Origin of the sequence: Paenibacillus sp. FSL H8-0537 (assembly GCF_038051995.1) — a bacterium.
Taxonomy (GTDB): Bacteria; Bacillota; Bacilli; order Paenibacillales; family Paenibacillaceae; genus Pristimantibacillus.
In genome coordinates, this window is sequence record NZ_CP150290.1 from 1,620,177 (window position 1) to 1,633,297 (window position 13,121).

17 protein-coding genes are annotated in these 13,121 nt (G+C 45.2%); 16 read left to right on the forward strand and 1 reads right to left on the reverse strand.

Annotation, left to right across the window (positions count from 1 at the left end; all coding sequences use genetic code 11):
- Positions 1-4: 4 nt before the first annotated feature.
- The 13 genes from MHB80_RS06585 (at position 5) to MHB80_RS06645 (ending at position 10,409) form a co-directional block, all read left to right on the forward strand.
- Complete coding sequence (locus tag MHB80_RS06585) at positions 5-730, forward strand: glycosyltransferase family 2 protein (protein ID WP_341281423.1); 726 nt, start codon at positions 5-7, stop codon at positions 728-730.
- A 23-nt stretch (positions 731-753) separates the two neighbouring features.
- Entirely contained in the window at positions 754-1,116 is a 363-nt protein-coding gene (locus tag MHB80_RS06590; RefSeq protein ID WP_341281424.1) for a DUF2304 domain-containing protein, read from the forward strand.
- Positions 1,117-1,150: 34 nt separating this feature from the next.
- A complete protein-coding gene (locus MHB80_RS06595) occupies positions 1,151-1,501 on the forward strand; it encodes an EamA family transporter (protein WP_341281425.1) in 351 nt (116 codons plus the stop codon).
- Between the two features lie 27 nt (positions 1,502-1,528).
- The gene (locus MHB80_RS06600; RefSeq protein ID WP_341281426.1) at positions 1,529-2,272 is read left to right on the forward strand and encodes a sugar phosphate nucleotidyltransferase; all 744 of its coding nucleotides are present in this window, start codon (positions 1,529-1,531) and stop codon (positions 2,270-2,272) included.
- 15 nt (positions 2,273-2,287) lie between these two features.
- Positions 2,288-2,845 (forward strand): dTDP-4-dehydrorhamnose 3,5-epimerase, encoded by a 558-nt coding sequence (gene rfbC, locus MHB80_RS06605; protein WP_341281427.1) that lies wholly within the window; start codon positions 2,288-2,290, stop codon positions 2,843-2,845.
- A 9-nt stretch (positions 2,846-2,854) separates the two neighbouring features.
- Positions 2,855-3,877, forward strand: coding sequence for a dTDP-glucose 4,6-dehydratase (gene rfbB / locus MHB80_RS06610; protein ID WP_341281428.1), 1,023 nt, complete (start codon positions 2,855-2,857; stop codon positions 3,875-3,877).
- The gene (rfbD, locus tag MHB80_RS06615; RefSeq protein ID WP_341281429.1) at positions 3,874-4,746 is read left to right on the forward strand and encodes a dTDP-4-dehydrorhamnose reductase; all 873 of its coding nucleotides are present in this window, start codon (positions 3,874-3,876) and stop codon (positions 4,744-4,746) included. The genes rfbB and rfbD overlap by 4 nt, the downstream gene beginning before the upstream one ends.
- A gap of 40 nt (positions 4,747-4,786) precedes the next feature.
- Positions 4,787-5,767 (forward strand): glycosyltransferase family 2 protein, encoded by a 981-nt coding sequence (locus MHB80_RS06620; protein WP_341281430.1) that lies wholly within the window; start codon positions 4,787-4,789, stop codon positions 5,765-5,767.
- A gap of 103 nt (positions 5,768-5,870) precedes the next feature.
- Positions 5,871-7,277 carry an undecaprenyl-phosphate glucose phosphotransferase gene (locus tag MHB80_RS06625; RefSeq protein ID WP_341281431.1) on the forward strand — a complete coding sequence of 469 codons (1,407 nt, stop codon included), beginning with the start codon at positions 5,871-5,873 and terminating at the stop codon, positions 7,275-7,277.
- Positions 7,267-8,247 carry a glycosyltransferase family 2 protein gene (locus tag MHB80_RS06630; protein WP_341281432.1) on the forward strand — a complete coding sequence of 327 codons (981 nt, stop codon included), beginning with the start codon at positions 7,267-7,269 and terminating at the stop codon, positions 8,245-8,247. Before MHB80_RS06625 ends, MHB80_RS06630 begins: the two co-directional genes overlap by 11 nt.
- Before the next feature lie 216 nt (positions 8,248-8,463).
- Positions 8,464-9,909 carry a cardiolipin synthase gene (gene cls / locus MHB80_RS06635; protein WP_341281433.1) on the forward strand — a complete coding sequence of 482 codons (1,446 nt, stop codon included), beginning with the start codon at positions 8,464-8,466 and terminating at the stop codon, positions 9,907-9,909.
- A gap of 88 nt (positions 9,910-9,997) precedes the next feature.
- Positions 9,998-10,204, forward strand: a complete 207-nt coding sequence (locus MHB80_RS06640; RefSeq protein WP_341281434.1) for a hypothetical protein — start codon at positions 9,998-10,000, stop codon at positions 10,202-10,204.
- A gap of 25 nt (positions 10,205-10,229) precedes the next feature.
- Entirely contained in the window at positions 10,230-10,409 is a 180-nt protein-coding gene (locus MHB80_RS06645; protein WP_341281435.1) for an H-type small acid-soluble spore protein, read from the forward strand.
- 102 nt (positions 10,410-10,511) lie between these two features.
- Here MHB80_RS06645 and MHB80_RS06650 read toward each other — a convergent pair whose 3' ends face one another.
- Complete coding sequence (locus MHB80_RS06650; protein ID WP_341281436.1) at positions 10,512-10,823, reverse strand: dehydrogenase; 312 nt, start codon at positions 10,821-10,823, stop codon at positions 10,512-10,514.
- Positions 10,824-10,970: 147 nt separating this feature from the next.
- Between MHB80_RS06650 and MHB80_RS06655 the strand changes: the two genes are divergently transcribed.
- Genes MHB80_RS06655 through MHB80_RS06665 form a run of 3 tightly spaced genes read left to right on the forward strand, consistent with a single transcriptional unit; the run spans position 10,971 to position 12,873 of the window.
- A complete protein-coding gene (locus tag MHB80_RS06655) occupies positions 10,971-11,579 on the forward strand; it encodes a DedA family protein (RefSeq protein WP_341281437.1) in 609 nt (202 codons plus the stop codon).
- 59 nt (positions 11,580-11,638) lie between these two features.
- Positions 11,639-12,205, forward strand: coding sequence for a thioredoxin family protein (locus MHB80_RS06660; protein ID WP_341281438.1), 567 nt, complete (start codon positions 11,639-11,641; stop codon positions 12,203-12,205).
- Positions 12,206-12,228: 23 nt separating this feature from the next.
- On the forward strand, positions 12,229-12,873 hold the full coding sequence (locus MHB80_RS06665) for an MBL fold metallo-hydrolase (RefSeq protein ID WP_341282881.1): 645 nt from the start codon (positions 12,229-12,231) through the stop codon (positions 12,871-12,873).
- The last annotated feature ends 248 nt before the right edge of the window (positions 12,874-13,121 follow it).

Genomic DNA, 13,121 nt, shown 5'->3' on the forward strand with positions numbered 1-13,121 from the left:
TGCAGTGAGTGAAGTCTTATTAATTATTCCTGCATATAATGAGGAGCTTAATATAAGGAAGGTTATAACTGAAGTACAACATGATCTACCTTTTGTAGATATTCTTGTAGTGAATGATTGCTCTACTGATAAAACACTCGATGTGTTAAAAAGTAGCAAAGGGATAAATTATTTATCATTACCTGTAAATCTCGGTTACGCTGGTGCGTTGCAGACGGGCTTTAAGTACGCTGTAGAAAACGACTATCAAATTGTCATTCAGTTTGATGGCGATGGGCAGCATATTGCAGCGGAAGCACTCAAGTTAATTCATGTAATGGAGCAAGAGAATGCAGATATCGTAATAGGCTCAAGATTTAAAATGAAGTCTTCTTATAACCACAGTTTGTTTAGAAAATTAGGTACTGGACTATTTAAAAATATAATAAGGAAAATTTGCAAAGTAGACATCACAGACCCAACATCGGGTTTCCAGGTGCTTAAAAGAGAAATATTCGAGAAATATTCTAAAATGAATAGCTATCCAGAGTATCCTGATGCCAATCTCATTATTGAAATGTTATTAAATAATTACAAAATTTCAGAATATCAAGTGGATATGAGAAGCAGAGAATTTGGGGAGAGTATGCATAGCGGTATTTTCAAACCGATGAAATATATGGTGAAAATGATATATGCAATACTATTGATATTTATGAAGGGTAAAAGATCTGTTGATTTTCAAAAGTAAAGATTGAATTGGGAGAGATTTAATTGATAACAAGTTTGTTTTTTGCTTTAATAGGGATTTTATTTACGTTATATGTTTATAATCGAGTGAAGAAAAATCTGTTTTCAGAAAAAGAAAGCTTTTTTTGGATGATTGGTGCTTTTTTTTTATTTGTTCTTTCTATCTTTCCAAAAACAATAGATGTGATTTCTAGAGTACTTGGGATTGCCTATCCACCTTCGTTGTTGTTCTTAATAGCTTTTATTTTCATATTGTTTTTGCTATTTAGACAAAGTCAACAAATATCTATAATGAACGATCGTTTCAAAGAATTAGTTCAGAAAAATGCAGTGCTGGAGCAAAAAGTACGATACTATTTGGATGAACAGCAACGGGAAAAGCAATAAGAGGCCAGAGCCTGTATTAAGGAGCATTCCTAAAATGAATTATATCTATCTATTAATAAATATTCTAATGCTTGTAACGGGGCAAATTTTATTCAAACTAGGTTTAAATCAAATCGGAGGGGTAACGCTACAGACGGCTTGGAAAGCGTTATTTAATGCGTATATTATTTCTGGCATTACATTATACGCTCTAGCGACGTTGTTATGGTTTGTAATTTTGACAAGGATGCCATTAAGCCTTGCTTACCCTTTACAAAGTTTAGCTTACGTTTTTGGCCTACTTGTAGCTTTGATAATATTTAAAGAACCTGTATCTGTAACGAAATGGATTGGCGTTTTAATTATAATTGTTGGTGTTACTTTTGTAGCAATTGATAAAACATAGAAGGATTTTGACAAAGGGGGCTTCTCAATGAAAGGGATAATTTTAGCGGGGGGAACCGGCTCACGCCTATTTCCGCTTACGAAAGTAACGAATAAGCACTTGCTACCTGTAGGGAAGTATCCTATGATTTATCATTCTATTGCCAAGCTGAAATCGGCAAATATAAAGGATATTCTAATTGTCACAGGCAAAGAGCATATGGGTGATGTAGTAAACTTGCTTGGAAGTGGGAATGAATTCGGAGTCTCTTTCACTTACAAGGTACAGGATGAGGCAGGCGGTATTGCACAAGCGCTGGGACTAGCCGAGCATTTTGTAAATGGGGACAAAATGGTCGTTATTTTGGGAGACAACGTTTTTGAGGATAGCATTGCTGAATTTGTGGATAAATTTCATGAGCAGAATCAAGGGGCAAAGATTCTCATTCAAGAGGTACATGATCCTCAACGTTATGGTGTACCCGAACTTCATGAAAATAAAATTGTTTCCATTGAGGAAAAACCGCAGCAACCTAAGAGTAATTACGCTGTAACAGGAATATATATGTATGATAACAAAGTATTCGAGATCGTAAAAACGTTAAAGCCTTCTGGACGAGGCGAGTTGGAAATAACAGATGTGAACAATGCGTACATTGAAGCGAATGAACTAAGCTACGATATATTGCAAGGCTGGTGGACAGATGCAGGTACGCATCATTCGTTAACGAAAGCCAATGAACTTGCTAAAGATCTAATTTTTTGTGAAGAATTTGGCAAGCTGAAGCTTTAAAGAGGGGTGCCAATTATGAAAGTATTGGAAGCAGGATTATCTGGCGTTAAACTTATAGAACCAACGGTGTTCGGCGATCATCGAGGTTTTTTCACTGAAAGCTATAATGAGCATACAGCTCATGCAAACGGCATTATGCACAAGTTCATTCAAGACAATCACTCTCTTTCGGCTGAAGCAGGCGTGCTGCGTGGTTTGCACTATCAGTTGAACCCAAAGGCTCAGACTAAGCTTGTACGTGTAACAGCCGGGGCAATCTATGATGTCGTTGTAGATATTCGCCATGGCTCGCCTACATTTGGACATTGGCAGGGCTTTATTCTTAGTGCAGCTAATAAACGGCAGCTGCTAGTCCCGCAAGGCTTTGCTCATGGGTTCTGCACGATTGTTCCGGGCAGTGAGGTGCAATATAAAGTCGATGCGCTCTATTCCCCAGAGCATGACCGTGGCATAGCATGGAATGATGCTGCTTTGGGTATTGATTGGCCGACTTCAACACCGATCCTATCTGACAAGGATAACAAACACCCCGTTCTGGCTGATGCGGAAATTAACTTTGTATATGAAGGGTGAGTTCAACTCGTGAAACTATTAGTTACTGGCGGAGCCGGCTTTATTGGCAGCAACTTTGTACTGTATATGCTTAATAAATATCCTGATTACCACATCATTAATGTTGATGCACTCACATACGCTGGAAATTTAGAAAATCTGCGCAGTATTGAGCAGCATCCTAACTATACGTTCGTCAAGGCTGATATTGCTGATAAGTCTGCGCTAGAGCCGCTATTCGCTGCTGGTGTGGATGCAGTGCTTAACTTTGCAGCAGAGTCGCATGTGGACCGCAGCATTTTGCATCCGGAAATTTTTGTGCAGACCAATATTCTCGGCACCCAGACACTGTTGGATTTGTCGAAAAAGTACGAAGTAAATAAATTTGTTCAGGTTTCGACTGATGAGGTATATGGTACGCTTGGAGCTACAGGTCTTTTTACGGAAGAGACACCACTTGCCCCGAATAGTCCTTATTCGGCAAGCAAGGCCGGTGCAGATATGCTCGTTAGAGCCTATCATGAGACGTTTGGCCTTCCGGTGAATATCACGCGCTGCTCGAATAACTATGGGCCCTATCAGTTCCCAGAAAAGCTTATTCCGCTTATGATCCAAAACGCTTTGCAGGATAAACCGCTTCCTGTATACGGCGATGGACTCAATGTTCGTGACTGGCTTTATGTCGAAGATCATTGCAGCGCCATTGATTTGGTTCTGCATAAAGGACGCAATGGTGAAGTTTACAATGTTGGCGGCAGCAATGAGCGGGATAATCTCCACGTTGTAAAAACGATTTTGCAGGAACTAAATAAGCCAGAGTCGCTTATTACTTATGTACAAGACCGTCTTGGTCATGACCGACGCTATGCGATTGATGCGGACAAAATACGTAATGAACTCGGCTGGAAGCCAAAGTTCGCATATGAAAGCGGCATAAAAGCGACAATTCAATGGTACTTAAATCAAAAAGAATGGATGGAGCAGGTCGTATCCGGCTCTTATCAGCAATATTATGACACGCAATACAAGGAACGACTTGGTGATCAGGCATGAATAGCCTGCAAGCTGACAAACAGCAGAGATTTCTAATTACGGGCGCAGGAGGTCAGCTCGGAGCTGAACTGGCCAACTTGCCTGTCCCTAAAAACTTCGAAAGCATTGCATTAAATCGCTCGGAGCTGGATGTTGTGAATTTGGAGCAATGCCGTGCCGTAATGGCGCAGTATCGACCTGATGCGATTATTCATTGCGGGGCCTACACGGCCGTTGATCAAGCCGAATCTGATCCAGATGAGGCTTTTCGTGTGAATGGAGCAGGCACGCGCAATCTGGCTGTTGCTGCCAAAGAAACAGGAGCTAAGCTATGCTACATTAGCACAGATTATGTTTTTGATGGAAAAGGCAGCATTCCATACAATGAATATGACAATACGAATCCGCAAACGGTATACGGCAAGTCGAAGTTAGCTGGCGAATATGCCGTTCAATCGCTGCACGATCGTTTTTTTATTGTGAGAACCTCATGGGTATATGGAAAATATGGGAACAACTTTGTAAAGACGATGCTGAAAATGGGAGCCGAGCGTGACTGCCTGAAAGTAGTCGCTGATCAGTTGGGCTCGCCAACGTATACGTACGATTTGGCTCATTTTCTGCTGGAGCTTATTCAAACCGACTATTATGGCATTTATCATGCATCCAATACCGGTATATGTTCATGGCATGAATTTGCACAGGCGATTTTCGAGGAAGCTGGCAACACGAAGGTGCAAGTAGATCCTTGCACAACGAATGAGTTTCCACGGCCAGCTCCGCGGCCAGCGTATTCTGTGATGGATCAGGGAGCTATCCGGAGCAACGGTTTGCAGCAGCTGCGTCCATGGAGAGATGCACTTCGTCATTTTGTGAACGATATTACGTAGTTGATATGGAGTAAATGCAATAAATAAAAGACAGTGAGTGATGGCTAAAATGGCTACAGCAAGCGTCTGCATTGTAACCTACAATAGCGCTGCCGATATTGAAGCATGCTTACATGCCGTTCTTCATCAAACGCTTCAGCCAGAGCGCGTTGTTATTATTGACAATGCATCTACTGACGGAACAAAAGCGATTGTGGAACGTTACGCAGCAGATAAAGGCTTAGAGGCAATCATCTGTTTTACAGCTAATACTGTAAATAACGGATTTGCAGGTGGTCAAAATCAAGCGATTCGGCAAACGGCTTCGCATTATGTACTCGTGCTCAACCCAGATGTGACGCTGGACCCAGCTTATTTGGCAGAGACGGTTTCTTATATGGAAAGACATCCAGAGACAGGCAGTGTGACTGGCAAGCTGGTTTTAGGCTCAGACCACTCCATTATGGACAGTGCAGGCCTTGGTATGCGCCGTACACGTCAAGCCTATGATCTGGCTTCAGGGGAGCCTGCTGCGGAATGGAGCGAACTACGAGAGGTGTTCGGGGTCTCAGGAGCTGCGGCTGTGTACCGCACAGCTATGATTCGTGGTATTCAAATTGACGGACAGTTTTTTGATGAGGACTATTTTGCCTATAAAGAGGATGTAGATGTGGCTTGGCGAGCGCAAAAGCTGGGTTGGAAATCTTATTATGTGCCATCGGCAAGCGCTTTGCATCATCGAGGCTGGAAGCAAGGCGGCAGGCGTTCTATTCCATTATTCATCCGCAGACATTCCTATCAGAACCGCTGGTTTACGCTAATAAAAAATGAGCCCGTCAGCTGGCAATTACTTTGGCTGCTTCCGCTTCTCGCATTTGTTGAAGCATCGAAGCTTGTCTATATCATTCTAAGAGAACCAGGCCTGCTGGGCTCTTGGCCAATTATTTTCGGAAAGCTGCCCGTTATGCTGGACAAGCGCAAGCAAGTGGAGCGTAAAGCTAAGGAAAATAGGCTCAGACAGACTGTTTATGGAAACAAGTAGAAGATCGCCCTTCATGGAAACATGTGGGGTTCTTTTTGCTTCCTTATTTTGATACAATACTACTAGAGTCGAAAACTGATAGAATGTGGGTGAAATTGCTGTTATGATCCGGCAAAACCAGAGGATATTGACCCAGTTGTATATGCTTGCGGATCTATTATGTACGTTAATCGTATTTCTTGCCGCCTATTGGCTTAAATTTTATAGCGATTGGTTGACTCATGTGAATTCGATCCCTTTTTCCACCTATTTGGTATGGGGTACCGTGTATTCCTTTTCTGCAATTGTGGTCGGATTTTATTTGCAATTTTATTCACCGAAACGACGTAAAAACTATTCTTATGAAATACTGAAAATTATTCAAATTCAAACGATTAGTTTTCTGTTTTTGCTCAGTCTGTTTTACTTTACAGGGGAGATACATATTTCCCGGGAATTACTTTTAATCTTTTTCCTTATGAATATTGTAGCGATAGCGCTGTATCGATATGTTGTGAAATCAATGCTGTTCTCCTTCCGTCGCCGTGGTTATAACAAGCGTTATGTGCTTATTGTTGGTGCAGGGTCGGTGGGGCGGAATTTTTATGAGAAATTGATTAGGCGTCCAGAGCTTGGATATGAAGCTGTCGGCTTTCTAGATGATTATCAGGGGGAGCATACGAAGGAATTTCAGAACATGAAGCCGATTATCGGCTGTCTAGATGATCTTGAGGCGAAGCTGAATGAGCTTACGATTGATGAGGTTATTATAGCACTGCCGCTAGAAGCTCATAAGAAATATGCGCAAATTATTGAGACATGCGAGAAAACAGGTGTGAAGACACTGATTATACCGGACTTTTTCGATTTATTGCCGGCTAGGCCGTTTTTTGATAATTTTGCTGGTATTCCGCTCATTAATGTGCGGGATGTGCCGCTGGATGAGCTGAGCAATCGCGTGCTGAAGCGTGGATTTGATATTATTTTTTCCTTAATCGCAATTATTCTGACTTCTCCTATTATGTTAGCTACGGTTATTGGAATTAAGCTGACCTCTCCTGGTCCGGTATTGTTTAAGCAGGAGCGGATGGGACTTGATCGCAAAAACTTTTTCATGTATAAATTCCGCTCGATGCGCGTATCGACTGGTGAGGTTTCCAATACGCAGTGGACGGTGGAAAATGATCCGCGCCGTACGAAATTTGGCAGCTTCCTGCGCCGCACGAGCCTTGATGAGCTTCCGCAGTTTTTCAATGTGCTGTTCGGGCATATGAGCGTCGTTGGGCCGCGGCCTGAGCGTCCGTATTTTGTCAGCCAGTTCAAAGAAGAAATTCCGAAGTATATGATCAAGCACCAGATTCGCCCTGGTATAACCGGCTGGGCACAGACGAATGGTCTGCGTGGCGATACGTCGATTGAAGAACGCATCGTCCATGATATTTTTTATATCGAGAACTGGACGTTTATATTGGATTTGAAAATTATCGTAATGACGATTGTGAGAGGGTTTGTCAATAAAAATGCTTACTGACCGCAGTACGGATGTGAAAGTATCAGTTATCATACCAACGTTAAATGCGGGGGCGGGATTGGTTGATCAGGTGGAGCGGCTGAAAAAACAGACGCTGCGTCCCTACGAAATTATAATAATGGACTCTTCCTCAGACGATGGTACAGTGGAACGGGCACGCAAGCTGGGCACGCGGGTGCTGTCCGTTCAGCGCAGCGAGTTTGACCATGGTGGAACTCGTAATTCGGCGGCAGCTCAAGCGAAAGGTGATTTTTTCGTATTTATGACGCAGGACGCGCTTCCTTATGATGACTATGTGCTCGAAAAGCTGATCCAGCCGCTGCTGTCAGACGAGAGAACGGCCTGCTCTTATGCAAGACAGATCCCTTATCCACATGCAGGCATACTAGAACGGCTTGCAAGGGAATCGAACTATCCACAAGAGTCGCGTTTGAAATCTAAAGCGGATATTGACCAAATGGGCATCCAGACGTTTATTTGCTCAAATGTGTGTGCGGCGTATCGGAGGGAAACCTTTTATGAGATGGGCAGCTTTGCGGAGCCTGTTATCTTTAATGAGGATATGTTTATGGCTGCTACCTGTGTCATGAACGGCTATAATATTGCTTATGCTGCCGAAGCAGGCGTATATCACTCCCATGATTATACGGTGCTGCAGCAGTTCAGGCGTTTTTTTGACAATGGGGTGTCCATGTGCCGAAATGAATGGATTATACCTTACAGCAAGGTGGGAAAACCTGGTTTCAAGCTTGTAAAGACCCAGCTCAAATGCTTGCTGAAAGAACGGCGCTATCATTTGATTCCTGTACTTGTTGCGGAATCGGCTGCGAAGCTTATTGGCTATAAGCTCGGGATTAAGCATAAGCGGCTTCCATTATTTTTGTGCCGGCATTTCAGTATGCATAAGCTGATATGGGATCGGATGCACAGGGTAAACGATTCTTCGGCAACTATGAAGCGTACGGGCTAGCTTCAGGCATTATTTTTTCAGAATACTAAAGATATGAAATCATTCGAAGCATGTCACCCGGTTAAGGTAATCGGGCTGGCATGCTTTTTATATGTACTACAATGGTTTGCCCCGTTTAACTTGAGCAAATGTACGCATAAGGATACCTTGAACCGCCGACACTAAAACAGCAAGTTTACAAAGGCAGGTTATGTGGCAGATGCAAGGGGGACCAACATGTCCGTTTGGTTGATTATAATAGCCCTGACCATCGTTCTAGGGCTTTATTTACTGCAATTTGTATTTATCTTCGCCATGGAATATCGCAGGCCTGCACGCTTAGCGGCCTGGCTGACGATTACGATGCTGCTGCCGATTTTGGGAATTGTGCTTTACCTGCTGCTCGCACGGCCAGTGAATCGCCAAAGCAGCCATACACATAAACGGCTCGCTCAAGAGAAGCTGCTATTTGCGGGGGAGCTAACGTTTAATGCGCAAAACTTTACCGATTTGCTGGGAAGTCCAGAGCTGGGTGGGCAAGAACAGCTTTTCCGGCTGTTGACGGCTTCGAAGGGGCACTGTATTACGCTGCGCAACAAAGTCCATGTGCTGCAAAATGGGCAGGATACCTACGAAGCGATTTTGGCGGCGATTAGCCGGGCTAAGAGCTATATTCATCTCGATTATTATACGATACGAGATGATGGAATCGGACAGCGCTTCAAGCAAGCTTTAATCGAGCGGGTAAAGGCGGGGGTAGAGGTTCGCGTGCTGTATGACGGCATCGGCAGTATGAATATAAGCCAAGCCTATATTCACGAGCTTGCTGCTGCTGGCATTCAGACAAGCTGTTTTTTGCCGCCGCGCCATGCATGGTACGAGCGGAGGCTGAACAACCGCAATCACAGTAAAATCGCAGTCATCGACGGCATAATCGGCTTCGTTGGAGGCATTAATATAGGCGATGAGTATTTAGGGGGGAATCCGAAGCTTGGATTTTGGCGGGATACCCATCTGCAGCTGGAGGGAGATGCGGTTTATTTTTTGCAGCAGCTGTTCAGGAGCGATTGGGCTTTCGCTGCACATGAGGAGCTGGACGATGAACGTTATATGCCTAGGCATCATTGCGACGGCCATAATCCGGTACTCATTACGCCCGGAGGCCCCGATCAAATCGGGGAGCCGATATTGGAATCAGTCGTCGCTTCGGTAATGGCAGCGAAAGAAAGCATCTGCTTGTCGACGCCCTATTTTATACCCGATCCAGGGCTGCTGATGGCGCTTCGGGTAGCTGCGCTGAGCGGCGTCGATGTACGAATCATTATTCCGGGCAAAGGTGATTCACAGCTTGTATTGTGGGCTACGCTGTCTTATGTAGAGCCGCTGCTTAAGGCAGGAATTAAGGTTTTTCGCTATCGAAAAGGCTTTATACATGCCAAGGTGCTCATCATTGATCGCATGCTGGCGTCAGTAGGAACGGCGAATATGGACATGCGCAGCTTCTACAACAATTATGAGCAAAATGCGCTTTTATTTGATCCCGGCTCGATTGCACAGCTGAAGAGGGATTTTCGGCAGGATGAGCAAGACAGCGATGAGCTGAGCTTGGCTGAGTTTACGAAACGCCCTGCTAAGCAAAAGATGGCGGAAGCCGCGGCGCATATGCTGTCCCCGTTGTTGTAGCTGCTCTTTATTGATGAATGAAACAGCTGTGGTCTGGGCATATTTTGCAAGTAGGCTAGCAGAACGTATGATGGAAGGAGGGAAAACGATGGCAGATGGAAATGAACAGCCGACAATCGAAGATCAGAATGCGGTAGCGAATGCTGGCGTTGATGCCGAGCACGAAGGGCGCTCCGATTATTTTATGGATATCGACCGTATGGTGAACGAAGGGCTCGGAGGAGGCAATGTAACGCCTCATAATGGCCTTATTGATGAATCGACGACCGATACGATGGAGGAAGAAGGAAGATAGCAATCAAGCAAAAGGAGGGAACCTAATGGACGCTTCGCGCGCCAAGCAAATTTATGATTCATCACAAACCATTGCCGTACAGCTCGATGGCAAATCCGTCTGGATTGAGCATGTGGATATAGCTAATAATATGGCGACTGTACAGGTTGGCTCCAATCCATTAAATACGGAGACCGTTTCATTGGAACGGCTAAGGGAAGAGTAGCCGCGGCTGCAAGCTGTGCGTTCTTAACAAAAGCGTGAAGAGCAGGGTATTTCGGAGAGGCTGATTGCCTGCAGATGATACCCTGCTTCTTTTCGTATGCCCTTACCCGCCAAATGATTCACGAAACGCTTCGCTAAGCTTTGCTTGATCCGTCTCCCATAGCTCGGCGATTTCTGCGGAGACGTTCTCATCCCACCAATCGGCGAGCAGCTTGCGATTGCTTTTATGCTCGTGAATCCACAGCAGATGGACAGCCACCTTTTTAAAATATAAATTTTCCGCCTGATCATGCTTTTCTTTGGACACCCACAGTTTCAAACGTTTGGCCGTACGGTACAGCTCATTGCTGCAGGCACGCCTTATTTTACGAGCGGTAGGAAGGTTTGAATCATGCTTCTGGGCAGTAGGCTTCATGGCTAACCGGCTCCTCTCTATCCTCTATATGTATGCTTCCGACTGTATGATCGTCACCTGCATCGTTTCGACTGGATGAGCCTTCCTTCCGTGTGGTAGAATAACAGACGAAGCAGTAGTTTAGAGAGGATGTGAGAGGCAAGCGTGATGGATAGGATTTCGGAGATTTTGCATGCACTGCTCTTATGGATTGAAAGCCTTGGCTACTTTGGCATTTTGATCGGTTTGCTGATGGAGGTCATTCCAAGTGAGATCGTGCTCGGTTTTGGCGGCTACTTGGTGTACAAAGGCGAAATTTCCTACGCAGGCGCCGTCTTTTTTGGGACGCTTGGCGCGGTTGGGCAAAATTGGATCTTGTATGCATTCGGAAGATACGGGGGACGTCCCCTGGTGGAGAAATACGGAAAGTATATTAAGATTAAAAAGAAGCATGTCGATCTTGCCGAAGAATGGTTCAAAAAATATGGCTCCGGCATTGTGTTTACAGCACGTTTCGTTCCCGTTATGCGTCAGGTCATCTCGATTCCCGCAGGCATGGCGAAAATGAATTTTTGGCTATTTACTATTCTTACCGCAGCAGCATCCCTGCCATGGGCGCTATTGTTCGTCTATTTGGGCTTCTCGCTTGGCGAAAATTGGGAAAATATTCATGAGCAATCAAAGGATTATGTGCTTCCGGCTATTATTCTTGCCGTATTGTTGATCATTATTTATTCGCTTTATAAAATTAGAAAATCACGTAAAAAATCGGTTTAATGCAGCCTGACACACATGGCTTTACAATACATATAACAGAAGAAAGAGGGTAAATGAATATGAGCAAAAGCGTAGCAGAAAAATTGAACAAAGGCATCAGCCCGCAGCAATTCATCGACGGCATGGACAAAAATAAAGAGGCTTTTCAAGACTGGTACAACCAGTTTGCTTGGACGGATGAAAGCGATCGTGAATATTTCGAATCACTAAATAACCGTGACGATTTGCGCGTCTTGATTTTGATGGCGGAATGGTGCGGAGATGTCATTCGCAATATTCCAGTTGTATTCCGTGCGCTTGAAAATAGCGGCGTTCCAACAGAGGTGCTCATTATGGAGGAGCATCTCGATACGATGGAGCAGTTTTTGACGATGGGCGGCCGTGCCGTGCCGATTGTGATTATTGCAGATACGGGCGGCCATGTGCTTGGACAATGGGGACCGCGTCCTAAGCATGTTCAAGAAGCGATGACAGCGTTCAAGCTGGAAAATCCAGACCGTGAAGCAGCGGATTATCAAGAGAAGCTTGGACTTGTCCGCCAGGAAATGGGCCGCCGTTATGGCGAAGGCACAGGCTATCATTCGGTTATTGTGAAGGAACTGCGCGACCTGCTGGAGTCGTTCTAAATAGGAGAATAGGAGCATTGATGATGAGTGAAATGCGAGTTGAGTCATTTGCGCTGGGGCCTCTCCAGACGAACTGCTACCTGCTCACGGTAAAGGATGAGGAAACAGGCAAGGAACGTGGCCTCATCATTGACCCGGGCATGAACCCTAAGGGTCTGCTGAAGCGGATTGCGGATACGCATATTGAGGCGATTTTGCTTACCCATGCCCATTTCGATCATATGGGCGGTGTGGACGAGGTTCGCAAAGCGGCAGGCTGCCCGGTTTATATCCACGATCTGGAGGCCGACTGGCTGACGGATGCTGGGAAAAATGGTTCTTTGCGCTGGCAGGAGGTAACGCCGCCGCTGACGACCGATCCAGCGGAATATGCGCTGGATGAAGGGATGACGCTGGAGCTGCTGGGCGAGAAATTCCGCGTCATGCATACGCCAGGACATTCGCCAGGCAGCGTAAGCTTCCTGCGCGGCAGCGATCTTTTTTCCGGCGACGTGCTGTTCAGGCTCTCCGTAGGACGTACCGACCTGCCGGGCAGTCGCGAGCGGGATTTATACGATTCCATTCAGGGCAAGCTTTACAAGCTGCCTGATGAGGTCAAAGTTTATCCGGGACATGGTCCGCGAACGTCGATTGGCTTTGAGAAGGCGAATAACCCGTTTACGCGCTAATTGTTTAAGCAAGAACGATGAGAGAGGCAATATAACCGTCAGCCAGCGTGGCATTAGCCGCTTGCGGCTGGCGGTTTTTGTGCTGCCTGAGGAAGGTATGCAGGCTCAAGCAGCATATAAGGAGCAATGATTTTGAACACGTGCCCAACATAATGGTAAAATAGGGAGAAGCCCGCCTGCGGCAAAATAAGCAGGCTATGAAAATGCAAAAAGGACGGTGCGTAACGCTTGGCAAATACGACGACGAA